20 protein-coding genes and 1 other annotated feature are annotated in these 24,167 nt (G+C 60.8%); of the genes, 8 read left to right on the top strand and 12 right to left on the bottom strand.

Going from position 1 to position 24,167, the window contains the following annotated elements; translation table 11 throughout:
- Positions 1 to 39 precede the first annotated feature (39 nt).
- The 9 genes from deoR to atzF all read right to left on the bottom strand — a co-directional run bounded on the left by deoR (position 40) and on the right by atzF (position 12,727).
- The gene (gene deoR, locus F3I21_RS16710; protein WP_058757230.1) at positions 40 to 804 is read right to left on the bottom strand and encodes a DNA-binding transcriptional repressor DeoR; all 765 of its coding nucleotides are present in this window, start codon (positions 802 to 804) and stop codon (positions 40 to 42) included.
- Positions 805 to 917: 113 nt separating this feature from the next.
- Positions 918 to 1,616: an urea ABC transporter ATP-binding subunit UrtE gene (urtE, locus tag F3I21_RS16705; protein ID WP_141496370.1), complete on the bottom strand. Its 699-nt coding sequence runs from the start codon at positions 1,614 to 1,616 to the stop codon at positions 918 to 920.
- A 1-nt stretch (position 1,617) separates the two neighbouring features.
- Positions 1,618 to 2,409: an urea ABC transporter ATP-binding protein UrtD gene (urtD, locus tag F3I21_RS16700; protein ID WP_058757139.1), complete on the bottom strand. Its 792-nt coding sequence runs from the start codon at positions 2,407 to 2,409 to the stop codon at positions 1,618 to 1,620.
- Positions 2,402 to 3,478: an urea ABC transporter permease subunit UrtC gene (urtC, locus tag F3I21_RS16695; protein WP_150059356.1), complete on the bottom strand. Its 1,077-nt coding sequence runs from the start codon at positions 3,476 to 3,478 to the stop codon at positions 2,402 to 2,404. The genes urtD and urtC overlap by 8 nt, the downstream gene beginning before the upstream one ends.
- Positions 3,478 to 5,043 (bottom strand): urea ABC transporter permease subunit UrtB, encoded by a 1,566-nt coding sequence (gene urtB, locus F3I21_RS16690; protein WP_150059355.1) that lies wholly within the window; start codon positions 5,041 to 5,043, stop codon positions 3,478 to 3,480. The genes urtC and urtB overlap by 1 nt, the downstream gene beginning before the upstream one ends.
- Positions 5,044 to 5,300: 257 nt before the next feature.
- Entirely contained in the window at positions 5,301 to 6,569 is a 1,269-nt protein-coding gene (gene urtA, locus F3I21_RS16685; protein ID WP_150059390.1) for an urea ABC transporter substrate-binding protein, read from the bottom strand.
- A 30-nt stretch (positions 6,570 to 6,599) separates the two neighbouring features.
- Positions 6,600 to 7,301, bottom strand: coding sequence for a GntR family transcriptional regulator (locus F3I21_RS16680; RefSeq protein WP_021506818.1), 702 nt, complete (start codon positions 7,299 to 7,301; stop codon positions 6,600 to 6,602).
- A 9-nt stretch (positions 7,302 to 7,310) separates the two neighbouring features.
- On the bottom strand, positions 7,311 to 10,928 hold the full coding sequence (gene uca, locus F3I21_RS16675; RefSeq protein ID WP_150059354.1) for an urea carboxylase: 3,618 nt from the start codon (positions 10,926 to 10,928) through the stop codon (positions 7,311 to 7,313).
- Between the two features lie 2 nt (positions 10,929 to 10,930).
- On the bottom strand, positions 10,931 to 12,727 hold the full coding sequence (gene atzF, locus F3I21_RS16670) for an allophanate hydrolase (protein WP_127834546.1): 1,797 nt from the start codon (positions 12,725 to 12,727) through the stop codon (positions 10,931 to 10,933).
- A gap of 256 nt (positions 12,728 to 12,983) precedes the next feature.
- Here atzF and sltY point away from each other — a divergent pair, with 256 nt between their 5' ends.
- Both sltY and trpR read left to right on the top strand, forming a co-directional pair.
- Positions 12,984 to 14,903 (top strand): murein transglycosylase, encoded by a 1,920-nt coding sequence (gene sltY / locus F3I21_RS16665; RefSeq protein WP_058757134.1) that lies wholly within the window; start codon positions 12,984 to 12,986, stop codon positions 14,901 to 14,903.
- Between the two features lie 43 nt (positions 14,904 to 14,946).
- A complete protein-coding gene (trpR, locus tag F3I21_RS16660) occupies positions 14,947 to 15,255 on the top strand; it encodes a trp operon repressor (RefSeq protein ID WP_021508685.1) in 309 nt (102 codons plus the stop codon).
- On the opposite strand, the gene yjjX is transcribed toward trpR, so the two are convergent.
- Entirely contained in the window at positions 15,256 to 15,774 is a 519-nt protein-coding gene (gene yjjX, locus F3I21_RS16655; RefSeq protein ID WP_021508686.1) for an inosine/xanthosine triphosphatase, read from the bottom strand.
- 51 nt (positions 15,775 to 15,825) lie between these two features.
- On the opposite strand from yjjX, the gene gpmB reads away from it, so the two are divergent.
- Entirely contained in the window at positions 15,826 to 16,473 is a 648-nt protein-coding gene (gene gpmB / locus F3I21_RS16650) for a 2,3-diphosphoglycerate-dependent phosphoglycerate mutase GpmB (protein WP_021508687.1), read from the top strand.
- A 331-nt stretch (positions 16,474 to 16,804) separates the two neighbouring features.
- Here gpmB and robA read toward each other — a convergent pair whose 3' ends face one another.
- Complete coding sequence (gene robA / locus F3I21_RS16645; protein WP_021508651.1) at positions 16,805 to 17,680, bottom strand: MDR efflux pump AcrAB transcriptional activator RobA; 876 nt, start codon at positions 17,678 to 17,680, stop codon at positions 16,805 to 16,807.
- Positions 17,681 to 17,873: 193 nt separating this feature from the next.
- On the opposite strand from robA, the gene creA reads away from it, so the two are divergent.
- A complete protein-coding gene (gene creA / locus F3I21_RS16640) occupies positions 17,874 to 18,347 on the top strand; it encodes a protein CreA (RefSeq protein ID WP_022548913.1) in 474 nt (157 codons plus the stop codon).
- A 50-nt stretch (positions 18,348 to 18,397) separates the two neighbouring features.
- On the opposite strand, the gene arcA is transcribed toward creA, so the two are convergent.
- Positions 18,398 to 19,114, bottom strand: coding sequence for a two-component system response regulator ArcA (gene arcA / locus F3I21_RS16635; RefSeq protein WP_021508652.1), 717 nt, complete (start codon positions 19,112 to 19,114; stop codon positions 18,398 to 18,400).
- A 609-nt stretch (positions 19,115 to 19,723) separates the two neighbouring features.
- On the opposite strand from arcA, the gene F3I21_RS16630 reads away from it, so the two are divergent.
- The 4 genes from F3I21_RS16630 to thrB all read left to right on the top strand — a co-directional run bounded on the left by F3I21_RS16630 (position 19,724) and on the right by thrB (position 24,166).
- Positions 19,724 to 20,443 carry a tRNA/rRNA methyltransferase gene (locus F3I21_RS16630; protein WP_104093702.1) on the top strand — a complete coding sequence of 240 codons (720 nt, stop codon included), beginning with the start codon at positions 19,724 to 19,726 and terminating at the stop codon, positions 20,441 to 20,443.
- A gap of 171 nt (positions 20,444 to 20,614) precedes the next feature.
- Positions 20,615 to 20,686 carry a thr operon leader peptide gene (gene thrL, locus F3I21_RS23425; protein WP_128601299.1) on the top strand — a complete coding sequence of 24 codons (72 nt, stop codon included), beginning with the start codon at positions 20,615 to 20,617 and terminating at the stop codon, positions 20,684 to 20,686.
- Positions 20,622 to 20,745: a sequence feature (Thr leader region), on the top strand. (Overlaps the previous gene by 65 nt.)
- A gap of 26 nt (positions 20,746 to 20,771) precedes the next feature.
- Positions 20,772 to 23,234, top strand: a complete 2,463-nt coding sequence (gene thrA / locus F3I21_RS16620) for a bifunctional aspartate kinase/homoserine dehydrogenase I (RefSeq protein ID WP_021508654.1) — start codon at positions 20,772 to 20,774, stop codon at positions 23,232 to 23,234.
- A 2-nt stretch (positions 23,235 to 23,236) separates the two neighbouring features.
- The gene (gene thrB, locus F3I21_RS16615; RefSeq protein ID WP_031279903.1) at positions 23,237 to 24,166 is read left to right on the top strand and encodes a homoserine kinase; all 930 of its coding nucleotides are present in this window, start codon (positions 23,237 to 23,239) and stop codon (positions 24,164 to 24,166) included.
- Position 24,167 lies beyond the last annotated feature (1 nt).

Below are 24,167 nucleotides of genomic sequence, written 5' to 3'. Positions count from 1 at the left end.
GCCGCATTGCGCGCAATCTTCCGCAGCGGCGGAATAATGCTAGCCGCAATGCAGGGTGAGCCTGGCCGCCTGCAGCACGGCAAGCAGCGCGGGCGGAGGCGGGCTGTCGCTGACCAGCATATCAAACAGCGAGAAGTCACCAATGCGCGCCGGCAGTACCTTGCCGTACTTGCTGCTGTCGCCGACCACGATTTTGGTCTGCGCCCGCTGCAGCGCCAGATGCTTGATGGGCAGTTCATTGAGGTTATAACAGGTGGCACCCTGCGCGGCGTCCATGCCGGCGGCAGAGATAAAGGCTTTATTGGGGCAGAGCGCATCCAGCACCGTGACCTGCTCGAGCGGGGTAAACACGGCGTTATCGGCGTGGAATTCGCCGCCGCACAGAATCACTCGACAGTGCGGCTTCTCTTTTAACGCCAGAAAGGTGTTGATCGCGCTGCAGATGGCGGTGAAGGGCAGATCATTATCAATCGCTTCGATCACCAGCGGCAACGTGGTGCCGCAGTCGAAAAACACCGTGTCGTTGGCCTGTACCAGCGCGGCAGCCCGCTGTGCCAGCAGACGTTTCTTGCTGACGTTGAGGTTTTGCTGGTCGCTGACAAAATAGTGCGCCACGTTCTGCCGCGGGTCGCGCATCACATAGCCACCCAGCAGCACCACGCCCTGCGTCGCGCCGGTTAAATCGCGGCGGATGGTCATTTCTGACACGCCCAGCAGTTGCGCGGCCTGTTTTAAGTGCAGGGTGTCGCTGTGTTTCAGCGCCTGCGCCAGCTTATTGATTCGTTCGTCGCGGCGGGTTTCCATCAGTAACTGTTCGCTCAACCTTCGCTGCGGCCGGAATGGCCGGGTGGAGGGTAAACATAAGTTTTTTCTTGCAGATTAACAACCTGTCTTCTGCCTGCCCGCCCGCCGCGCGGCTAAATCGCCACCAGCCCGCGCACGCCCTCGCTCTCCATATTCACCCCTGCGCCGCGCTGCACAATTTCGCCGCGCGACATCACCAGATAACTGTCGGCCAGTTCGGCGGCGAAATCATAAAACTGCTCAACCAGCAGGATCGCCATGTCACCGCGCTGCGCCAGCTGGCGGATCACCGCACCGATCTCTTTGATCACCGACGGCTGGATCCCTTCGGTCGGCTCATCGAGGATCAACAGCTGCGGCTGGCAGGCCAGCGCCCGGCCGATCGCCAGTTGCTGCTGCTGGCCGCCTGACAGATCGCCACCGCGCCGCGTTTTCATCTCGCGCAGCACCGGAAACAGCTGGTAGATCTCCTCCGGTACCCGGCTGGCCTGGGCGCCGGAGAAGCGCGCCAGCCCCATCAGCAGGTTCTCTTCCACCGTCAGACGCGGAAAAATTTCGCGTCCCTGCGGCACATAAGCAATGCCGGCCTGCACGCGCTGGTGTGGCTTGCGCGTGTTAATCAGCTGGTTTTGCCAGCGAACCTCGCCGGATTTGACCGGAATCAGCCCCATCAGACACTTCAGCAGCGTGGTTTTGCCCACGCCGTTGCGCCCCAGCAGGCAGGTTATCTCGCCCGGGCGAGCCTCAAACGACAGACCGCGCAGGATATGGCTGCCGCCGTAATATTGATGCAGTTCTGCTACCTGTAACATCTCAGCGCCCCAGATATACGTCGATAACCCGATCGTCCGCCTGTACCTCGCGCAGCGATCCCTCAGCCAGCACCTGGCCCTGATGCAGCACCGTCACGTGGTCGGCAATGGTTTCCACAAAGCCCATGTCATGTTCCACCACCATCAGTGAGTGCTTGCCCGCCAGGCTGCGGAACAGCTCGGCGGTGTAGTCGGTTTCGGCATCGGTCATGCCGGCTGCCGGTTCGTCCAGCAGCAGCAGGTGCGGCTCCTGCACCAGCAGCATGCCGATTTCGAGAAACTGCTTCTGCCCGTGCGACAGCAGACCCGCCTGCCGCTGGCGTTCGCCGCCGAGTCGCAGCAGTTTCAGCACCTCGTCGATGCGATCGCGCTGCTCGCCGCTAAGCCGGGCGCGCAGGCTGGCCCACACCGATTTATCGTTTTTCAGCGCGATTTCGAGGTTTTCAAACACCGTCAGCGCTTCAAACACCGTGGGTTTTTGAAACTTGCGGCCAATGCCGGCGCGGGCGATTTCGACCGGCGACAGCTGGCGCAGATCGGTATCCTGGTCGTAGATCACCTGGCCGCTGTCCGGCCGGGTTTTGCCGGTGATCACGTCCATCAGCGTGGTTTTTCCCGCGCCGTTCGGGCCAATCACGCAGCGCAGTTCGCCGACGCCGATCTGCAATGACAGATCGGTCAGCGCGCGGAAGCCGTCAAACGAGACGTTGATGTTCTCCAGCTGCAGCACCGGATCGGTTTGCTGACGATGGCGATCCGCCGGGTGCGGTTGGGTAAACAGTTGCTCAGTCATGACGCCTCCGGCGCAGCAGGCCAATTACGCCACGCGGCAGAAAAAGCGTGACCAGGATGAACATCAGGCCCAGGAAAAACAGCCAGTATTCCGGGAAGGCGACGGTGAACCAGCTTTTGGCACCGTTGACGATGGCCGCACCCAGCAGCGGGCCAATCAGCGTGCCGCGTCCGCCGAGCGCCACCCAAATCGCCGCTTCAATCGAGTTGGTCGGCGACATTTCACTCGGGTTGATGATGCCGACCTGCGGCACGTACAGCGCACCAGCCAGCCCGCACAGCACGGCGGAGAGCGTCCAGACGAACAGCTTGAAGCCCTTCGGATCGTAACCAATAAACATCAGGCGGTTTTCCGCATCGCGCACCGCCGTCAGCACGCGACCAAACTTACTGCGCGCCAGAGCAAAGCCCAGCGCCAGGCTGAACAGCAGCAACAGCACGGTCGCGATAAACAGTGCGATACGCGTGCCGGTGGCGGTGACGCTGACACCGAGCAGGGTAGTAAAACCGGTAAAGCCGTTGTTGCCGCCAAAGCCGGTTTCGTTGCGGAAAAACAGCAGCATGCCAGCGTAAGTCAGCGCCTGCGTCATGATGGAAAAGTAGACGCCTTTGATTCTGGAGCGAAAGGCGAAGAAGCCAAACAGCAGCGCCAGCAGGCCCGGAACCAGTACAATCAGGCACAGCGCCCAGAGAAAGTACTGGCTGCCGGCCCAGAACCACGGTAGCTCATTCCACGACAGAAACGACATAAACGCCGGCAAACCGCTGCCTGCAGCCTGGCGCATCAGGTACATGCCCATGGCATAGCCGCCGAGGGCAAAAAACAGCCCGTGGCCGAGCGACAGCAGCCCGGCGTAGCCCCACACCAGATCCAGCGCCACCGCGACAATCGCATAGCAGAGGATTTTGCCCACCAGCGTCAGCGTATAGGTGGAGATCGCCAGCGGATGGCTGGCGGGCAGCAGGGCGCAGAACGGCAGCACCAGCAGCAGCGCGATCACGATGACGCCGAGAATCAGGCTCAGGCGCGGCGCTTTGCGCACCGCGCGTAAGGTCAGTGGCTGGCTCATCAGTCAATCACCCTCCCTTTAACGGCAAACAGACCCTGGGGACGTTTCTGGATAAACAGCACAATCAGCACGAGGATCAGGATTTTGCCGAGCACCGCGCCAATCTGCGGCTCCAGCACTTTGTTGAGGATGCCGAGACCAAAAGCCGCCACCACGGTGCCGGCCAGCTGACCGACGCCGCCGAGCACCACCACGAGGAATGAGTCGATGATGTAGCCCTGACCCAGTTCCGGTCCGACGTTGCCCAGCTGCGACAGCGCGACGCCGCCGAGTCCGGCAATGCCGGAACCGAGTCCAAACGCCAGCATGTCGATGCGCCCGGTCGGCACGCCGCAGCAGTCGGCCATGGCGCGGTTCTGCGTGACCGCCCGCACATTCAGCCCCAGCCGGGTTTTATTCAGCAGCAGCCAGGTGAGCGCCAGCACCGCGATGACAAACAGGATCACCGCGATGCGGTTATACGGCAGCACCAGATTCGGCAGCAGCTGCCAGCCGCCGGACAGCCAGCCCGGGTTGGCCACTTCGAGGTTCTGCGCGCCAAACAGCATGCGCACCAGCTGAATCAGCATCAGGCTGATGCCCCAGGTGGCGAGCAGCGTCTCCAGCGGACGACCGTATAAGTGGCGGATGATGGTGCGTTCCAGCAGCATGCCCATTACGGCGGTGACGGCGAAGGCCACCGGCAGCGCCAGCAGCGGGTACCACGCCAGCCACTGCGGCGCAAACTGCTGGAACAGATTCTGCACCAGCCAGGTGGCGTAGGCGCCGAGCATCAGCATCTCGCCGTGCGCCATGTTGATTACGCCCAGCAGGCCGTAGGTGATCGCCAGGCCAAGCGCGGCCAGCAGCAGAATGGAGCCGAGCGACAGGCCGGTAAACGCCTGCCCGAGCCAGTCGCCCCACATCAGGCGCTGCTGTATGTGCTGCAGGCTGGCGGCCGCAGCGGCGCGCACCTGCGCATCGGGTTCGTTGCTGGCTTGGGTTAGGCGCGTCAGGCTGGCCTGCATCGCCGGATCGCCCGATTCTCCGAGCAGCGTGACCGCTTTCAGGCGCAGAGCGGCGTCCGGGCTGGCGAGCTGCAGATTCGCGGCGGCCATCGCCAGCACCGCGCGTACTTTGCTGTCCTGTTCGGCGGCAAGGCGCTGTTCAATCAGCGGCAGCTGGTCAGGCGCGGCATCGTTTTGTAACTGCTGCGCTGCGCGCAGGCGAGTCGCCGCATCGTCACTCACCAGCTGGTGGGCGGCGAGGGCGCTGGCAATCAGCACGCGCAGCCGGTTGTTCATGAAGAGTTTTTTGGTTTCGCCGTCCGGCTGCCGGGCGCTGTCGAGCGGCAGAAGCTGGTCAGCCTGTTTGCTGAACGGCTGTTTGTTCTGGTCGATAACCACGCTTTCATTGCGCAGCGCCTGCAGCAGCGGCAAGCGGCTGGCCTGCGGCGCCGCAGCCCACTGCTGCAGCAATGTCGCCTGCTGCGTGCGGCTGGCAGCGGCGAAATCAGCGCCATCACCGGCCTGCGCCAGCCATGGCAGCAGTAACAGCAGGCAGCTGAGAATACGGCGGAGTGTCATGGTGAGCATCCTGTTATGGTTACGTTGGGTGCGGTGTGGCCCTCATCAGGGTTAGGGCGTTGTCTGGCCCTCACCCTAACCCTCTCCCGCAAGCGGGAGAGGGAACCGATCGAGCGAATGAAGAGCGCCTCACTCACATGCAGCAGCGCCTCACTCACATGCAGCAGCCCTCACATGCAGCAGCGTCTCCCTCTCCCCCTGGGAGAGGGCCGGGGTGAGGGCCAGCGGGCCAGAGGGCGAGGACCATCAGCCTCCCCTTACTGCGCCGACTTCACCGGATAGTCCGGCTTCTTATCATTCCCGGCGATATACGGGCTCCACGGCTGGGCGCGCACCGGCTGTTCGGTCTGCCACACCACGTTGAACTGGCCGTTCTCCTCCACTTCACCAATCATCACCGGCTTGTGCAGATGGTGGTTGGTTTTGTCCATGGTCAGCGTGAAGCCGTCCGGCGCTTTAAAAGTCTGTCCGGCCATCGCGGCGCGCACTTTATCCACATCGGTGGTGCCGGCTTTCTCTACCGCCTGCGCCCACATGTGCAGGCCAACGTAGGTGGCTTCCATCGGATCGTTGGTCACTACGGTGCTGGCGTTCGGCAGGTTGTGCGCTTTGGCGTAAGCGCGGTAGTCGGTCACGAACTTCGCATTAGTCGGGTTATCCACTGACTCAAAGTAGTTCCACGCCGCCAGCTGACCGACCAGCGGTTTGGTATCGATGCCGCGCAGCTCTTCTTCCCCCACCGAGAAGGCGATCACCGGAATGTCGGTTGCTTTAATGCCCTGGTTCGCCAGCTCTTTGTAGAACGGTACATTGGAATCACCGTTGATGGTGGAGATCACCGCAGTTTTGCCACCGGCGGAGAATTTTTTGATATTGGACACGATGGTCTGGTAATCGCTGTAACCAAACGGCGTGTACACCTCTTCGATATCCTTATCCTGCACGCCTTTGCTATGCAGGAAGGCACGCAGAATCTTGTTGGTGGTGCGCGGATAGACGTAGTCGGTGCCGAGCAGGAAGAAGCGTTTGGCGCTGCCGCCATCTTCGCTCATCAGATACTGCACCGCCGGGATCGCCTGCTGGTTCGGCGCGGCGCCGGTGTAGAACACGTTCGGCGACATCTCTTCGCCTTCGTACTGCACCGGATAGAACAGCAGGCCGTTCAGCTCTTCAAACACCGGCAGCACCGATTTGCGCGAGACCGACGTCCAGCAGCCAAACACCACCGCCACTTTGTCCTGAGTCAGCAGCTGGCGCGCTTTTTCGGCGAACAGCGGCCAGTTAGAGGCCGGATCGACCACCACCGGTTCCAGCTTCTTGCCCAGCACACCGCCTTTGGCATTGATCTCATCAATGGTCATCAGCGCCACATCTTTCAGCGGCGTTTCGGAAATCGCCATGGTGCCGGACAGCGAATGCATAATGCCGACTTTGATGGTGTCTGCCGCCTGTGCGGTAAAGGCGAAGCCCATGCTGGCAACGGTAGCGGAGAGCGCGAAAGCTTTAAGCAACGAACGTCGTTTCATCATTTAAACCCCTAACTGTGTTATCTGTTGTTATTCAATGGGTTGAAGCCGAGCCTGCTGTAACATATGCAACGTAATCTTCCTGACCTCGGCCTTACTGACGGCAATGTGGTCGGTTAAAATGCGCTGTGCCTCCTCGGTGTGTTGCTGAAAAATCGCCCGTAAGATCTGAGCGTGCTCGCGGTACGTGGCATCGACCCGGTCATCCCGCGTGAAATCGAGACGGCGAATGATGCGGATTTTTTCTGTCAGCTCGGCGTGGATGCGCGCCATCTCCTGATTGCCCGCCGCGGCCACCAGCGCCATGTGAAACGCTTCGTCGTGCGCTGATACCGCTTTGCCATCTTCCAGCCGGGCATCGTCGATCCAGAAGGTTTTCAGCGCGGTCAGGGTTTCCGCGCAGGCCAGCGGCGGCAGCGCGCACAGGCGGCGCACCGCTTCGCGTTCCAGCACGGTGCGGAAGTCGTACAGCTCCTCGAAGTAGGCGAAATCGAACGGCCGCACCTGCCAGCCGCTGCGAAACCACACCTCGACGTAGCCTTCGCGCTCCAGCCAGAACAGCGCCTGACGCACCGGCGTGCGGCTCACCGCCAGCCGCTCGGCGATTTCGTTTTCGCTGAAGCGGTCACCCGGCATCAGACGGAATTCAAAGATGTCCTGCTTCAGCGCCTGATAAACCTTTTCGGCCAGCGCTTCGGGACGGCCTTTGCTGCGGGGCGCGCTACTGTTCATACCTGCTCCTTAAGCCAGCCACAGCAGGGTGTCGCCCGGACTTACCGGACGGCCCGCCTGGCAGGCAATGCGTTTCACCGTGCCGGCCTGCGGCGCGACAATCGCCAGCTCCATCTTCATCGCTTCCACGATGATCAGCGTCTGGCCGGCCTGCACCGTATCGCCCGGCGCAACCAGCACTTTCCAGATGTTGCCGTTCATGTCAGCGCACACGGCCAGCGCATCGTCCTCTGCGTCGGCGACCACCAGCGTCTCTTCACGGGTGAGCGGCGCTTCCTGCTCTTCCTGCGCCCACAGCGTGACTTCCTGCTCAAACGCTGCGGCCTGACGTTTGCGGAAGGCACTGATTTCCGGCGCGTTGTCGGCGAGGAACTGCTGATGGGCCGCGAAATCAAACTCGCTCTGCTCGATGCGGATGCGGGCGCGGCCGGCGCGGAAATCGTCGCGCAGTTGCGTCAGTTCTGCTTCGCTCACCGGATAGAAACGCACCTGGTCAAAGAAGCGCAGCAGCCAGGGTTCGCCGGCGGCAAACTGATCGTTTTGCAGGAACTTGTTCCAGATGGGCAGCGTGCGCCCCACCAGCTGATAGCCGCCCGGTGAATCCATGCCGTAGATGCACATGTACATGCCGCCAATGCCCACCGTGCCTTCGGCGGTAAAGGTGCGCGCCGGGCTGTATTTCGAACTCAGCAGGCGATGGCGCGGATCGATCGGTACCGCGCACGGCGCGCCGAGATAGACATCGCCGAGACCGAGAATCAGATAGCTGGCGGCAAACAGGGTGTCGCGTACCGCTTCGCGGCTCGCCAGTCCATTGATGCGCTGAATGAAGTCAACGTTATTCGGCAGCCACGGCGCGCTGGCGCGAACCGTCTCTTTGTAACGCTCCACCGCGCCGAGCGTGGCGCTGTCTTCAAACGCCATCGGCAGCCAGACGATGCGCGACGGCACTTTCAGCGCGCTGACGTCGCCCAGCCCGGCTTCCAGCTCCAGCAGCAGCGTCATCAGCTGCTGCTGACCGATCACCAGACTGTCATAGCGCACCTGCAGCGAGCGCACGCCGGGCGACAGCTCTTCGATGCCGGGCTCTGCACGCTGGCGCAGCGCCTGCATCAGCAGGTGTACGCGCAGGCGCAGCGCCAGATCCAGCACGTTATCGCCGTACTCAATCAGCACATATTTGTCGCCCGCCTGGCGGTAGACCGCCGCAGGCGTGGTGGCGGTCGCCGGCAGCGCCGCTAACAGGGTGGCAGAACCGATGTCGCTCGCCGCCAGCGACGGCACCGCGAAGGCCGGCGCGTGCTGGCTGCGCAGCGTGGTCACGCTGTGCGCCTGGGCTTTCTCCAGCGCGACCGCTTCGTCGGCGCTGATCGGGTGGAAGCGGATGCGATCGCCCGGTTTGACCTGGCCGACTTTCCACAGCTCGGCTTTGGCGATGGTGACCGGGCAGACGAAGCCACCAAGGCTCGGACCGTCGTGCGTCAGGATCACCGGGAAGTCACCGGTAAAGTTCACCGCGCCGATCGCGTATTCGCAGTCGTGTACGTTAGACGGATGCAGCCCGGCTTCACCGCCATTGGCGCGCGTCCAGCTGGGTTTAGGCCCGACCAGACGGACGCCCAGCCGGTTGGAGTTGTAATGCACCTGCCAGTCGCTGGCAAAGAACTCATCGATGGCGGCCTGGGTGAAGAAATCCGGTGCGCCGTGCGGGCCGTACAGCACGCCAATGCGCCATTCGCTGCCGTAGTGCGGCACCAGCGCGCGATCCAGCGCTTCAGGTTCGCTGACCGGGGCTGGCGTGGTGCAGGCGGCGAGCGTCGGCTGAGAGATCGGCAGCATGTCGGCGACGCGCAGCGTGCGTCCGGCGTGGCCGCCAAACTGGCCCAGCGAGAAGGTGGCGCGGCTGCCAAGATACTCCGGCACATCGAAACCATTACGCACCGCTAAATAGGTGCGGCAGCCGCTCTGCGCGCGGCCCAGCGTCAGGGTTTGTCCGGCTTTCACCGCCACCGGCTGCCAGTAGTCGACCGCGCTGCCGTCGAGATCGGCCGGACAGTCGGCACCGGTCAGCGCAATCATTGCATCGCTGTGGAAACGCAGCGTCGGGCCCTGCAGGGTGAACTCCAGCCCGGCGGCGCTGGCGTGGTTGCCGACGATACGGTTGGCCAGGCGGAAGGCGAAGTCATCCATCGGGCCGGACGGCGGCACGCCGATGTCCCAGTAGCCCAGGCGGCCGGGAAAGTCCTGAATGCTGCTGAACGTCCCCGGCTGCAGCACTTCGATGACGCTGGCCGCCGGCGTAAAGCCGTCAAGGAAGCGCGTCCAGACGTGGCCGCTGCGGAAGGCGTCGGTCGCCACGATCTGACGCAGATAATCGAGATTGGTGGCGATGCCGTGCAGTTGGGTGGCGTCGAGCGCCTGCTGCAGCTTCGCCAGCGCGGCGTCGCGCGTTTCGCCATGCACGATCAGTTTGGCTACCATCGGATCGTAAAACGCCGTCACTTCGCTGCCGGTCTCGATCCAGCCGTCGACGCGCACCCCCGGCGGGAAGCTGACGTGGGTTAACACGCCCGGGCTCGGCTGGAAGTTTTTCAGCGGATCTTCGGCGTACAGCCGCACCTCAATCGATGCGCCGTGCGGTGGCTGCTGCAGACGATCCCAGTCGATGGCATCGTCCGCCGCCACCTGCAGCATGCACTCCACCAGGTCAAGGCCGGTGACGCACTCGGTCACCGGATGCTCCACCTGCAGGCGGGTGTTCACTTCGAGGAAATAAAACGCGTCCTGCGCGGCGTCATAGATGTACTCCACGGTGCCGGCGCTGCGGTAATTGACCAGCTCGCCCAGCCGCACCGCTGAAGCCAGCAGCGCTTCACGCGTGGCCTGCGGCAGATTAGGAGCCGGCGTCTCTTCCACCACCTTCTGATTGCGGCGCTGCAGCGAACAGTCGCGTTCGCCCAGCGCAATCACCTTGCCCTTGCCGTCGCCAAAAATCTGTACTTCCACGTGGCGCGCACGATCGATGCAGCGTTCAAGAAACACGCCGGCATCGCTGAAAAACTGCTCGCCCAGACGGCGCACGCTCTCCCACGCGTTCTCCAGTGCCGTGGCGTCGGCGCAGCGGGTCAGACCGATGCCGCCGCCGCCGGCGGTGCTTTTCAGCATCACCGGATAGCCAATGTCTTCCGCCGCGCTGAGTGCGTCCTGCAGCGAACTGAGCAGCGGCGTGCCCGGTGTCATCGGCACGCCGGCGCTGGCCGCCAGTTCACGGGCGCGATGCTTGAGACCAAATTCGCCGATCTGCTGTGCGGTCGGGCCGACAAACGCGATGCCGGCCTCTTCGCAGGCGGCGGCAAACGGCAGGCTCTCGGAGAGAAAACCGTAGCCGGGCCAGATGGCCTGCGCGCCGCTTTGCTGCGCAGCGGCCAGAATTTTGTCGATGCGCAGATAGCTGTCGCTGGCTTTTTCACCGCCAAGGGCGATAGCCACATCGGCTTCGGTAACGTGACGCGCATTGCGGTCGGCATCCGAATAGACCGCCACGCTGGTTACGCCGAGGCGCTTCAGGGTGCGGATGGCACGACAGGCGATTTCGCCACGGTTAGCAATCAGAACGGTGCTGAACATGATTAGTGATTCCCCTGTGACGTCAGCCAGTTGCGCCAGCCGCCGAATTCAGTGATTTCCAGCGCCTGCGTCAGCGCTGCCGGTTCGCAGATAAAGCCTTTCACGATGCGTCCATCCGCCAGCGTCAGCGAACCGATGCCGAGCGGCGCCGGGATTTCCGCGACGAATTCGCCAAAACGCGCCAGCGGGATGTCCCACAGTTCGACGGTGATGGCGGCACCGCTGTCGCCGCGCAGCAGGCCGGGCTTTTTGATCGGGCCATCAAGCAGGGCGAACAGGCGATAGTGGCTGGCGGTTTGCGTCTCTTCGACCCACACCGCCTGACGCGTGGTGAGCTGGAAATTCAGCGGCATGCCGGTGAGATGGGCACCGACCACCGCCACGCGCACGTGGTCAGGCGACGGCGGCAGCGCGGCGGGCTGCGGCGGCAGCGCTTTGCCGGTGGCCCCGAGCGGCAGCGCCAGCTGCTGCTGCCAGCGCAGGCCAAACGTCGCCAGCGCGCGGTCGTGCCACGCCGGGGCGATCAGCGTGATGCCCGCAGGCAGCCCATCGGCGCGGAACGGGCCAGGCAGCGCCAGCGCGCTGAGGTCAGCCAGGTTCGTGAAGTTGGTATAGGTGCCGAACTGCGAGTTGTAGTGCACCGGCTCCTGCTGCATCTCTTCCAGCGTATGGATGGTGGGCGAGGTCGGCACCACCAGTGCATCGAACCGGGCCAGCGTCTGCTGGATCTGGCGCGTCAGTTCGGCACGCAGGTATTCGGCCTGATACGCCTCGACGGCGCTGTACTGGCGGCCGCTGCTGACGATGCCGTACACCACCGGATCCATCTCTTCCGGGCGGTCGAGCATCTCGCCGACCGCCACGGTGCGCTCGGCGACCCACGGGCCGTAATAGAGCTGCTCTGCCAGCTGGTGGAAAGGGGCGAAGTCGATAGGGTGCAGCGTCGCACCGCTCGCCGTGAGCTGCTCCAGCGCGCTGAGCCACGCCGCTTCCGCCTGCTGGTCACCGTAAAACTGCGGCGCGGCAGGGATCGCCAGCGAGGGCTGCGGCTGGAAACTGGCCGGTGCGCTGCGTGGCGACTGGCGCGCATAGGCGTCATCGGCGTCGTAGCCGCCCGCGATGCTGGCGACGCTAAAGGCATCGGCAACCGTCAGGGCGAACACCGAGATGGTGTCATTGAGACGGCAGGCCGGTACCACGCCGCTGGCCGAGAACCAGCCTTTGGTCGGCTTCAGCCCGACGATATTGTTAAAACCTGCCGGCACGCGGCCGGAGCCGGCGGTATCGGTGCCGAGCGAGAAGCCGACCAGGCCGCGCGCCAGCACTGACGCGGAGCCGGAGCTGGAACCGCCGCTGACGTAGGCCGGATTAAAGGTGTTGCTCACCGCGCCATACGGCGAGCGGGTGCCAACCAGACCGGTCGCGTACTGATCGAGGTTGGTTTTACCGATGACGATAGCGCCTGCCGCTTTCAGCCTGGCCACCACGAAGGCATCGGCTGCGGCCTGATACGTCAGCGCCGGGCAGGCGGCGGTGGTCGGCCAGCCTGCTACGTCAATATTGTCTTTGACGGCAAACGGCACGCCAAACAGCGGCAGGGCGGCCGGATTGCGCTGATACGCCGCCAGCAGCGGTTCAACCTGCGCCAGCAGCTGGGCCGGCGAAGCGAGGTACAGCCAGGCATTATCCTGGTTATCGAGTGCGTCGAGATGTGCGGCCAGCAGTGCAGGGATCTGCTGTGCATCCTGCTGTGCGCAACGTTGCCAGTCCTGAAGCGTAAAACCGAAGGTCGATGCCATGAGTGAATTCCAGCTGGTATACAAGATGGCATTCAACAGAGCAAAGCACGTGCCAGAGTTGTAACTGAATGAAAACGCGTAGCTATTTGATGGGTAATAAGTTTTTCTGATGATTATTTGCACAATTGCGGCGCAGGCGCTGAACAATCACGGTGCGCCTGGGTAAATTTTGTGAAGAACGTGGCAAGAGCCGGTTGGCCTGGTTAGCATGAAGGGAGTCCGGCATAAGCTGGAGCGCAGCAATGAGGAGAGCGGAGTGGAGAAGTGGCGTAACTGGATGATAGGGATCTGTCTGGTCAGCACGGCCGGCAGCGTGTGGGCCGATTCGCTGGATCAGCAACGACAGCGCTATGCGCAAATCAAACAGGCCTGGGACAACAAACAGATGGACCAGGTTGAGCAGCTGATGCCAACGCTGCAGGATTATCCGCTCTATCCGTACCTGCAGTACCGCCTGCTGGCGCAGGATCTCGATCAGGAGACCGGGCTGGCGGTGAAAAACTTTATTCAGCAATATCCGACGCTGCCGCCGGCGCGCTCGCTGCAGACGCGCTTTGTTAACGTGCTGGCGCACCGTCAGGACTGGCCGGGCGTGCTCAGCTTCAGCCCGGATGAGCCGAAGCCGGTGCAGGCGCGCTGTAACTGGTACTACGCCAAATGGGCGACCGGTCAGCAGCAGGCGGCGTTTGACGGGGCCAAAGCCATCTGGCTGCGCGGGACCGCGTTACCGAACGACTGCGATAAGCTGTTCTCGGTGTGGCAGGCTTCAGGGCAGCTGTCGCCGATCACCATCCTCGAACGCATCCGCCTGGCGATGAAAGCCGGCAACGACAGCCTGGTTAATTACCTGGCGAAAATGCTGCCGGCGGATTATCAAACCACCGCCAGCGCGCTGATTGCGCTGCAGCAAAATCCCCAGACCGTCACCACCTTTGCCAGCACCCTCGGCCCGACCGATTTTACCCGCATGGCCACCAGCTACGCCTTTGCCCGCGTGGCGCGTCAGGATATGGACAACGCGCGCATGATGATCCCGCAGCTGGTTCAGGCGCAGAAGATGAGTCCGGCGGAAGAGCAGGATCTGAAAGAGACGGTGGTGTGGCGCATGATGGGCGCCGATCTCACCTCGGAGCAGGCGCGCTGGCGCGATGCGGTGGTGATGAACAGCGAATCCACCGCGCTGATTGAGCGGCGCGTGCGGCTGGCGCTGAGTGAAAACGACCGTCGCGGCCTGAACACCTGGATTGCCCGTCTGCCGGTGGAAGCCAAAGAGAAAGATGAGTGGCAGTACTGGCAGGCCGATTTACTGATGGCGCAGGGGCGCAAAGAGGAAGCGGAAGAGATTCTGCGTAAGCTGATGCAGCAGCGCGGCTTCTATCCGATGGTGGCGGCACAGCGGCTGGGCGTAGAGTATCCGCTGCAGGTGGATCAGGCACCGGCGGCGGACAATAGCGTGGTGCAGGGGCCGGAGATGGCGCGCGTGCGCGAGCTGATGTACTGGGGGCTGGATAACCTGGCGCGCAGCGAGTGGGCCAACCTGATCAGCAGTAAAACCCGCACCCAGCAGCAGATGCTGGCGCGCTACGCCAATGAACAGGACTGGTGGGATCTCAGCGTGCAGGCCACCATCACCGCGAAAATGTGGGACAGCCTGAAAGAGCGTTTCCCGCTGGCGTGGCGCAATCTGTATCAGCAATACACCAGTGATAAAGGCATCACGCCAAGCTACGCCATGGCGATTTCCCGCCAGGAGAGCGCGTGGAACCCGAAAGCGCGCTCACCAGTTGGCGCCAGTGGCCTGATGCAGGTGATGCCGGGCACCGCCAGCCATACCGTGAAGATGTATAACATTCCGGGTTACGTTAACAGCAGCCAGCTGCTCGATCCGCAGACCAATATTCAGATTGGTACGCAGTATCTGGAGTATGTCTATCAGCAGTTTGGTCAGAACCGCATCTTCTCTTCTGCCGCCTATAATGCCGGCCCGGGGCGGGTGCGCAGCTGGCTGAATACCAGCGGCGGCAAACTGGATGCGGTGGCGTTTATCGAAACCATTCCCTTCTCGGAAACCCGCGGCTACGTGAAAAACGTGCTGGCCTACGATGCCTATTACCGCTACTTCATGGGCAAGCCGGATAAGATTCTCGCCGACGGCGAGTGGAATCGCCGTTACTGACTGTGTTATGCTTCCGTACTCGTTAATGAGTACGGAAGCCTTCATGAGCCAACCCCTTTCCCCGCAGCCGGTTGAAGACAACTGGCTGCGTTTCATCGACCTGATGCACAACGCGTTTTCCGATGACGTAGCGCTGCCCCTGCTGCAGCTGATGATGACGCCGGATGAGCGCGAAGCCTTAGGCACGCGCCTGCGCATTATCGAAGCGTTGATCAACGGTGATATCAGTCAGCGCGAGCTGAAAAACGAATTGGGCGTCGGGATTGCCACCATCACCCGCGGATCCAATAGCCTGAAAGAGGCGCCGCCCGAGCTGAAACGCTGGCTGGAAGCGCGCCTCGGGCGCAGCTGATCACTGCTGATACAGCGGGTGAGTGAACGGACAGAGCGCCAGAATCAGGGCCTGATGATAGACGCTGGAGCGGCTCAGCAGGCCGTGGGTGAAGGCGCCAATCGCACCGCCCTTGTGTTTGATATTCTCCACGCCGGTTAAGCGCGCCATTTCGTCACCGAGCTCATGCCCGGCAGCCAGACCGGCCATCACCACCGGCGGCAGCGTAAAGCTGGCAGAGCGGGATTCACCGCGTTGCTGCGCATTCTCCACCACCATCCAGGCAAAGGCGCAGTCGCCCTCAATGCCCGCTTCAATCGCCACCCAGTAATCCGCCTGTGGCCGCACATGACGCGCATTCGCCACGCGCTGGCGTGCGCCAGTTCGCGTTTCGGCATCGCTTAAGGGCTGCGCGGCGACGCCGCTCTCGACCTCGACCCCTTCAATATGGCAGGATCCTTCGCCGAAAACGTCGTTGAACGCCTGAGCAATTGCGCGGATTTTTGCCGGATTGATGGTGGCTGCGACAACATGGTACATAATTACCTGAACCCTCAAGACAAATTTGTCGCAGTATAACGGAAATTAAGCATGTTACAGGTCTATCTTGTTCGTCACGGTGAAACGGTTTGGAATGCGGCCCGACGCATTCAGGGGCAGTCCGACAGTCCGCTGACGGATAAAGGTGAGCAGCAGGCGCATCAGGTAGGCGAGCGCGTGAAATCGCTGGGCATTACTCACGTGATTGCCAGCGATTTAGGACGTACCCGGCGCACCGCGGAGATTATCGCTGATGCCTGCGGTTGTACGGTGACGCTCGATGCCCGCCTGCGCGAGCTCAATATGGGCTGTCTGGAGCAGCGTCCGCTCGACGGCCTGACGGCGGAAGAGGAGAGCTGGCGTAAAGCGCTGGTGGATGGCACCGAAGGCGGCCGGATTCCGGGCGGCGAATCGATGGAAGAGATGGCGACGCGCATGCATGCCGCGCTCAATGCCTGTCTCGATCTGCCGGCGGGTAGCCGTCCGCTGCTGGTGAGTCACGGCATGGCGCTGGGCGTGCTGGTGAGTACCATTCTCGGGCTGCCGGCCCATGCGGAGCGCCGTTTGCGTCTGCGTAACTGCTCGATTTCGCGCGTCGATCATCAGCAAAGCGCCTGGCTCGCCGCCGGCTGGGTGGTGGAGACGGCAGGCGATGTGTCGCATCTGGATGCCCCGGCGCTGGATGAGCTGCAGCGTTAAGCGCGGTAGCACATGACGCAGAATGACCGCGTATCGGTGCGTATCAATGATCGCGTATCGGTGCGCATCAATGCGCACCCTACGAGGGCATGGGCAATGCGCATCAACAACAAACGGTGGGGGTTGTTGCTGCGGTTGAATCGGTGCGCATGAATGCGCACCCTACGGGAGCATGGGCAATGCGCATCGGCGACAAACGGTAGGGGTTGTTGCTGCGGTTGAATCGGTGCGCATGAATGCGCGCCCTACGGGAGCACGGTCAGTACGCATCGGCGACAAACGGTGATGCTTCTGTAGGGTCGCCATTCATGGCGACCGTCGACAACGCCCGTTACTGCTGCGGACGAATTGGAATCAGATATTCGCAGCGAATCTCCATTGGCGGCTCGCTGCGCTTCTTGCCACCGTGCGTATAGAAACGCTCAATATCCTGGCCCTGACGGCGCACCAGGCCGAGGGTTGGCATACAGGTGCCGTACAGCAGCAGAATAAACTCCTGCAGCGCAGTGCGCGGTCCCTGATAGCTGAACTGCACATAATCCCCGGCTTCCAGAATCACGCTCTGGTTTGACTGCATGCTCAGCGCCTGCTGGTCGGCCGGCACCGCCGTGGTGTACAGAATCTCCTGCTCATCATCCTTCTCATGGCTGGCGCGTACCTGATGCAGGCCGTACAGCACCGGCGGCACGGTATCGGTCTCCAGCAGGAACTGCTTCCAGAAGTGGATGCGCATCTCGTCGCGGTAGCTGGAGATCTGCTCCAGCGTACAGGTATAGCTCTGCGTTTGCCCCACCAGCACCGTTTCCGGCAGCGTGACGAACTGCGCCTGCGGCATCGGGTAATCATCGAGGCGAATCGGCGGGCGAATGCCGTACGAATTCCACTCCGACGAGCGGCGATACCACGCAGGTGTCTGATTGAACTGCTTTTTAAACGCGCGGGTAAAGGTTTGCTGCGAATCGAAGCGATACTGCAGCGCAATGTCGAGGATCGGCCGGCTGGTGAGACGCAGCGCGACGGCGGCCTTGGACAGCCGGCGGGCGCGGATATACGCGCCGATGGCGTGGCCAGTAACTTCCTTGAACATTCGCTGCAGGTGCCACTTGGAATAGCCCGCTTTTAGCGCAACGTTATCGAGCGAAAGGGGTTGATCCAGATGGCTTTCCAGCCAGACAAGCAAATCGCGAATGATACCGGCTTGGTCCATAAAACATCCTCATAACTCTCTGGTGGCGCAACGATGAAGTCACCGAATAGTAGCACGAATTGCACAACGGCGCGGGGGTGGTTTGCCAGTTAACTGTGCTACATCAATGCGGGTTGAAACCCGTTAGGTTTGGTTCTCGGTTCGATTAACAGTACATTACATTCACATCTATTCCGTTTGCAATGGTAACTCAATGACAATAGCTCGCAATCTTATAGTCACGCTGGCAACATTTATGTTGAGTCAGAGCGTGCTGGCCGAGGAGATCGGCTCCGTTGACACCGTATTCAAGATGTTTGGCCCCGATCATAAGATCGTGGTGGAAGCCTTCGATGACCCCGACGTTAAAAATGTAACCTGTTATATCAGCCGGGCAAAAACCGGCGGTATTAAGGGCGGACTGGGTCTGGCGGAAGATACTTCCGACGCGGCCATCTCCTGTCAGCAGGTGGGACCGATAGAGCTTAGCGATAAAATCGCGCAGGGCAAGGCGCAGGGTGAAGTGGTGTTCCGCAAACGCACTTCGCTGGTGTTTAAAAAGCTGCAGGTGGTGCGCTTCTTTGACCAGAAACGTCATGCGCTGGTGTACCTGAGCTATTCGGATAAAGTAGTTGATGGCTCACCGAAAAATGCGCTGAGCGCGGTGCCGATTATGCCGTGGCACTGAGCCGATAAAAAAACGCCCTGACGGGCGTTTTTTTGTTTCGCGACGGACGCTTAATCCTGCAGCTCGCCGCAGAAGCGGTAGCCTTCGCCGTGGATAGTGGCGATGATTTCCGGCGTATCCGGCGTCGACTCAAAGTGTTTGCGGATGCGGCGAATAGTGACATCCACCGTGCGGTCATGCGGCTTCAGCTCGCGACCGGTCATTTTCTTCAGCAGGTCAGCACGCGTCTGGATTTTGCCTGGGTTTTCACAGAAGTGCAGCATGGCGCGGAACTCACTGCGCGGCAGCTTGTACTGATCGCCGTTCGGGCTGATCAGCGAGCGGCTGTTAATATCCAGTTCCCAGCCGTTGAAGCGATAGCTCTCGACCTGACGGCGCTCTTCGCTCGGCATCGCCAGATTCATGGTACGCGACAGCAGGTTGCGCGCACGAATCGTCAGCTCACGTGGATTAAATGGCTTGGTGATGTAGTCGTCGGCACCGATCTCCAGACCGAGGATTTTATCCACTTCGTTATCACGGCCAGTGAGGAACATCAGGGCGACGTTAGCCTGTTCGCGCAGTTCACGCGCCAGCAGTAAACCGTTTTTGCCCGGCAGGTTGATATCCATAATCACCAGATTGACGTCGTTATCGGTCAAAACCTGATGCATCTCGGCGCCGTCGGTGGCTTCATAGACCACGTAACCTTCGGCCTCAAAGATACTTTTGAGGGTGTTACGCGTGACCAGTTCGTCTTCAACGATAAGAATGTGCGGGGTCTGCATGTTTCGCTACCTAAAATTTGCCAACAAATCGAAAACAGGGCGTACGGCGGTTGCCATAACTGTTCCACTGAACAGTGGGCCGTTCGCAACCGGTGTACGAAATGATCTTCGGAATACACCATCCATCTACGTCAACTTCAGTGTTAGCTCAGCCAGTCAGGATGAATATTTGCGTGCCCCGTGGGTATCGGACTGGCGCTTATCCTAACCGTATTAACAGCAACCTAACAGCACCAACAACAACCGATAAGCATAAAAACAACGCTTCGTTGACTTATATCAAATGCAAGTGTAGCACGTTAACACTTTTATGAAAAACTTCTACTGGAATGCCAGCTTAGCTCACAAAAAGCAGCATTTTCGCTACATTTCAGCTGCATCAGCGCAAAAGTAAAACCTGCAGGTAATAACTTTTCAATTGTATGAAAAATAATGTTTTAATATGGGTTTAGTGCATAAATTTTGCTTATTACGCATAATTACGCCTTCCCGGCATTTTTGCCCTGTTTTAACATCCTTAACATCTTATTTTCTCAGGCCCGTGCGGTTGGTATTTTGTCGCCTGCATGCCAACATAGGTCGGGTTATTAACCGTTCGATGGAAAAATCATGCATTTCCCCCTGATCCTTGTCTCACCCGCTCGCCCGGAGAATATCGGCGCGGCCGCCCGCGCCATGAAAACCATGGGATTTAGCGAGTTGCGTATTGTCGCCAGTGACGCCTGGCAGGATCCGGCCGCGCGGCGTGTGGCCCACGGCGCCGGTGAGATTCTTGACCACGTGAAAACCTATGACACGCTGAGCGCCGCGCTGGCGGATGTCGATTTTTCCGTGGCCACTACCGCCCGCAGCCGGGCGAAGTTTCGCTATTACGCCACGCCGGCGCAGGTCGAAACCATCCTGCAGGAGAAGCGTCAGTGGCTGAATCGCATCGCGCTGGTGTTTGGCCGCGAAGACAGCGGGCTGACTAATGAGGAGCTGGAACAGGTTGATCTGCTGACCGGCATTCCGATGGCGCAGGACTATCCTTCGCTGAATCTCGGCCAGGCGGTGATGGTGTACTGCTATCAGCTGTCGGCGCTGCATCAGGTGGCGGCCGCGCCGGTTGAGGCGGCTAACGCGCAGCAGCTGCAGGCGCTGCGCCAGCGTTTTCATCAGCTGCTGGTGACGCTGGACGTCAGCAATGATGCCAAGCTGGCGGACTGGATCGATCAGCGCATTGGTCTGCTTGAGCAGCGCGACAGCGCCATGCTGCACCGTTTGCTGCACGACGTAGAAAAAAAACTTATAGATAATTGCTCGGGAAAACCGGCTCCGGACAGTGAGTGATCGGGCGTCTGTGACGCTGCCTGAACGATCGCAATCCGTTTCGGCGTCTGCGGCGCAGCACTGCGCAGCAGCACCATTCGGGTGCAAAGACAAATTCGTTGACTTAACGTGCGCTTTGCTTTACTTCTGGAAGGCAGACGGACAAGACAAAGACAGACAGAAAAAATCTCAATGCGTAACCACAGCCTGAACACCACCATTATTATTACCACCACCATTACCACAGGTAACGGTGCGGGCTGACGCATACAGGAAAAACAAAAGAAAGAAGCCCGCACCTCAACAGTGCGGGCTTTTTTTTCGGCAAAAATTCAGGAGAGCTTCAATCATGCGAGTGCTGAAATTCGGCGGAACCTCGGTAGCCAATGCGGAACGTTTTCTCCGCGTGGCAGATATTCTGGAAAGCAATGCGCAACAGGGACAGGTTGCCACCGTGCTCTCTGCGCCAGCGAAAATCACCAATCATCTGGTAGCGATGATTGAGAAAACCATCAGCGGTCAGGATGCACTGCCGAATATCAGCGATGCCGAACGCATTTTTGCCGAACTGCTGCAGGGGCTGGCCGACGCTCAGCCAGGTTTCGATTACGATGGCCTGAAAACCCGCGTTGAGCTGGAGTTTGCCCAGCTGAAACAGGTGCTGCACGGCATCAGCCTGCTGGGCCAGTGCCCGGATGCCGTCAACGCCGCCATTATCTGTCGTGGTGAGAAGCTGTCTATTGCCATCATGGAAGCGCTGCTGCAGGCGCGCGGCCACAAAGTGACGGTGATCGATCCGGTCGAAAAACTGCTGGCGGTGGGCCACTATCTTGAATCGACCGTGGATATCGCCGAATCCACCCGGCGTATCGCGGCCAGCCAGATCCCGACCGATCATATGATCCTGATGGCGGGCTTCACCGCCGGCAATGAGAAGGGCGAGCTGGTGGTGCTGGGGCGTAACGGCTCCGACTACTCAGCGGCCGTGCTGGCGGCGTGTCTGCGCGCGGACTGCTGTGAAATCTGGACCGATGTCGATGGCGTTTACACCTGCGATCCGCGTCAGGTACCGGATGCGCGTCTGCTGAAGTCGATGTCCTATCAGGAGGCGATGGAGCTCTCCTACTTTGGTGCCAAAGTGCTGCACCCGCGCACCATCGCGCCGATTGCTCAGTTCCAGATTCCGTGCTTAATCAAAAATACCGCCAATCCTCAGGCGCCGGGCACTCTGATTGGCGGCGAAGGCGAAGTGGATGAAAATCCGGTAAAAGGCATCACCAATCTGAATAACATGGCGATGTTTAACGTCTCCGGTCCGGGCATGAAAGGGATGGTGGGCATGGCGGCGCGCGTGTTTGCCGCGATGTCGCGCACCGGCATTTCCGTGGTGCTGATTACTCAATCCTCCTCCGAATACAGCATCAGCTTCTGCGTGCCGCAGAGCGAGCAGGCGCGCGCACGTCGCGTACTGGAAGAGGAATTCTACCTCGAACTGAAAGATGGCCTGCTCGATCCGCTCGACGTGCTGGAGCAGCTGGCGGTGATTTCGGTGGTGGGCGACGGCATGCGCACGCTGCGCGGCATCTCCGCTAAATTTTTCTCGGCGCTGGCACGCGCCAACATCAATATCGTGGCGATTGCTCAGGGCTCCTCTGAGCGTTCTATCTCGGTCGTGGTCAGCAACGATGACGTCACCACTGGTGTACGCGTGGTGCATCAGATGCTGTTCGCCACCGATCAGGTGATCGAAGTGTTTGTGGTGGGCGTCGGCGGTGTCGGCGGCGCGCTGCTTGAGCAGCTGCACCGTCAGCAGGCGTGGCTGAAGGGCAAGCATATCGATCTGCGCGTGTGCGGCATCGCCAATTCGCATGCGCTGCTGACCAACGTGCACGGCATCGACCTCAGCAACTGGAAGGCGGCGCTGGCGGAAGCCAAAGAGCCGTTTAACCTCGGCCGGCTGATTCGTCTGGTGAAAGAGTACCATCTGCTCAACCCGGTGATCGTCGACTGTACCTCCAGCCAGGCGGTGGCCGATCAGTACGCAGACTTCCTCGCCGAAGGTTTCCACGTGGTCACGCCGAATAAAAAGGCCAATACCTCGTCGTGGAATTACTACCAGCAGATGCGTGCGGCGGCGGCGAAATCGCGCCGTAAGTTCCTTTACGACACCAACGTCGGTGCCGGTCTGCCGGTGATTGAAAACCTGCAGAACCTGCTGAACGCCGGCGATGAGCTGATCAAATTCTCCGGCATCCTGTCGGGCTCGCTGTCGTTTATCTTCGGCAAGTTGGATGAGGGCGTGACGCTGTCCGAAGCCACCCGCATGGCGCGCGAGCTGGGCTTTACCGAGCCGGATCCGCGTGACGACCTGTCCGGTACTGACGTGGCGCGTAAGCTGCTGATTCTGGCGCGTGAAGCGGGTCACCAGCTGGAGCTGAGCGACATCGACATCGAACCGCTGCTGCCCGCCAGCCTGACGGACATCGCCGACGTCGATCAGTTTATGGCGCGGCTGCCGGAGCTGGACAACGCCTTTGCCGCGCGCGTTGCCAAAGCGCGTGATGAGGGTAAAGTGTTACGCTTCGTCGGCGCGATTGAAGAGGGCGGCGCCTGCAAAGTTAAAATCGATGCGGTGGACGGCAACGATCCGCTGTACAAAGTGAAGAACGGCGAGAACGCCCTGGCGTTTTACAGCCGCTATTATCAGCCGATCCCGCTGGTTCTGCGCGGATATGGCGCGGGGAATGATGTCACCGCGGCGGGTGTGTTTGCCGATTTGCTGCGCACGCTGACGTGGAAGTTGGGAGTTTAATGATGGTAAAAATTTATGCACCGGCCTCGATAGGTAACGTCAGCGTCGGCTTTGATGTGCTGGGCGCGGCGGTTTCGCCGGTGGATGGCTCGCTGCTGGGCGACTGCGTGTCGGTCGAAGCGGCAGACCAGTTTAGCCTGCAGAATAAAGGGCGCTTTGTCAGCAAACTGCCCGCCGATCCGCAGGACAACATCGTTTACCAGTGCTGGCAGCGTTTCTGCCAGGCGATTGGTAAAGACGTTCCGGTGGCGATGACGCTGGAGAAAAACATGCCGATTGGTTCAGGCCTCGGTTCCAGCGCCTGCTCGGTAGTGGCCGGCCTGATGGCGATGAATGAGTTCTGCGGCCAGCCGCTTAACGACACCGAGTTGCTGGCGCTGATGGGCGAGCTGGAAGGGCGCATCTCCGGCAGCGTGCACTATGACAACGTCGCGCCGTGCTTCCTCGGCGGCGTACAGCTGATGATTGAAGAGAACGGGATCATCAGCCAGGAGGTGCCGTGCTTTGATGACTGGCTATGGGTAATGGCTTATCCGGGCATCAAAGTCTCCACGGCGGAAGCACGCGCCATCCTGCCGGCGCAGTATCGCAAGCAGGATGCCATCAAACATGGTCGTCTGCTGGCCGGCTTTATTCACGCCTGCCACACCCGTCAGCCGCTGCTGGCGGCTAAACTGATGCAGGATGTGATCGCCGAGCCGTATCGCACCAAACTGCTGCCGGGCTTTGCTGAGGCGCGGCAGGCGGCCAGCGACATTGGCGCGCTGGCCTGCGGTATTTCGGGCTCTGGCCCGACACTTTTCGCCGTTTGCAACGAGATGGCAACGGCACAGCGGATGGCAGACTGGCTGAGCCAGCACTATCTGCAGAATGAGGAAGGCTTCGTCCATATCTGCCGTCTTGATACGGCTGGCGCACGTAAACTGGGATAAC

This window comes from Pantoea sp. B_9, assembly GCF_008632015.1.
Lineage (GTDB): Bacteria > Pseudomonadota > Gammaproteobacteria > Enterobacterales > Enterobacteriaceae > Pantoea > Pantoea dispersa.
The sequence above is the reverse complement of the archived record's forward strand: the minus strand, read 5'-3'. Positions and strand labels throughout refer to the sequence as shown.

Bases quoted from the DNA above. Each gene is read 5' to 3' on its own strand.
- deoR (WP_058757230.1), bottom strand. From the start codon at position 804: ATGGAAACCCGCCGCGACGAACGAATCAATAAGCTGGCGCAGGCGCTG.
- urtE (WP_141496370.1), bottom strand. From the start codon at position 1,616: ATGTTACAGGTAGCAGAACTGCATCAATATTACGGCGGCAGCCATATC.
- urtD (WP_058757139.1), bottom strand. From the start codon at position 2,409: ATGACTGAGCAACTGTTTACCCAACCGCACCCGGCGGATCGCCATCGT.
- urtC (WP_150059356.1), bottom strand. From the start codon at position 3,478: ATGAGCCAGCCACTGACCTTACGCGCGGTGCGCAAAGCGCCGCGCCTG.
- urtB (WP_150059355.1), bottom strand. From the start codon at position 5,043: ATGACACTCCGCCGTATTCTCAGCTGCCTGCTGTTACTGCTGCCATGG.
- urtA (WP_150059390.1), bottom strand. From the start codon at position 6,569: ATGAAACGACGTTCGTTGCTTAAAGCTTTCGCGCTCTCCGCTACCGTT.
- F3I21_RS16680 (WP_021506818.1), bottom strand. From the start codon at position 7,301: ATGAACAGTAGCGCGCCCCGCAGCAAAGGCCGTCCCGAAGCGCTGGCC.
- uca (WP_150059354.1), bottom strand. From the start codon at position 10,928: ATGTTCAGCACCGTTCTGATTGCTAACCGTGGCGAAATCGCCTGTCGT.
- atzF (WP_127834546.1), bottom strand. From the start codon at position 12,727: ATGGCATCGACCTTCGGTTTTACGCTTCAGGACTGGCAACGTTGCGCA.
- trpR (WP_021508685.1), top strand. From the start codon at position 14,947: ATGAGCCAACCCCTTTCCCCGCAGCCGGTTGAAGACAACTGGCTGCGT.
- yjjX (WP_021508686.1), bottom strand. From the start codon at position 15,774: ATGTACCATGTTGTCGCAGCCACCATCAATCCGGCAAAAATCCGCGCA.
- gpmB (WP_021508687.1), top strand. From the start codon at position 15,826: ATGTTACAGGTCTATCTTGTTCGTCACGGTGAAACGGTTTGGAATGCG.
- robA (WP_021508651.1), bottom strand. From the start codon at position 17,680: ATGGACCAAGCCGGTATCATTCGCGATTTGCTTGTCTGGCTGGAAAGC.
- creA (WP_022548913.1), top strand. From the start codon at position 17,874: ATGACAATAGCTCGCAATCTTATAGTCACGCTGGCAACATTTATGTTG.
- arcA (WP_021508652.1), bottom strand. From the start codon at position 19,114: ATGCAGACCCCGCACATTCTTATCGTTGAAGACGAACTGGTCACGCGT.
- F3I21_RS16630 (WP_104093702.1), top strand. From the start codon at position 19,724: ATGCATTTCCCCCTGATCCTTGTCTCACCCGCTCGCCCGGAGAATATC.
- thrA (WP_021508654.1), top strand. From the start codon at position 20,772: ATGCGAGTGCTGAAATTCGGCGGAACCTCGGTAGCCAATGCGGAACGT.
- thrB (WP_031279903.1), top strand. From the start codon at position 23,237: ATGGTAAAAATTTATGCACCGGCCTCGATAGGTAACGTCAGCGTCGGC.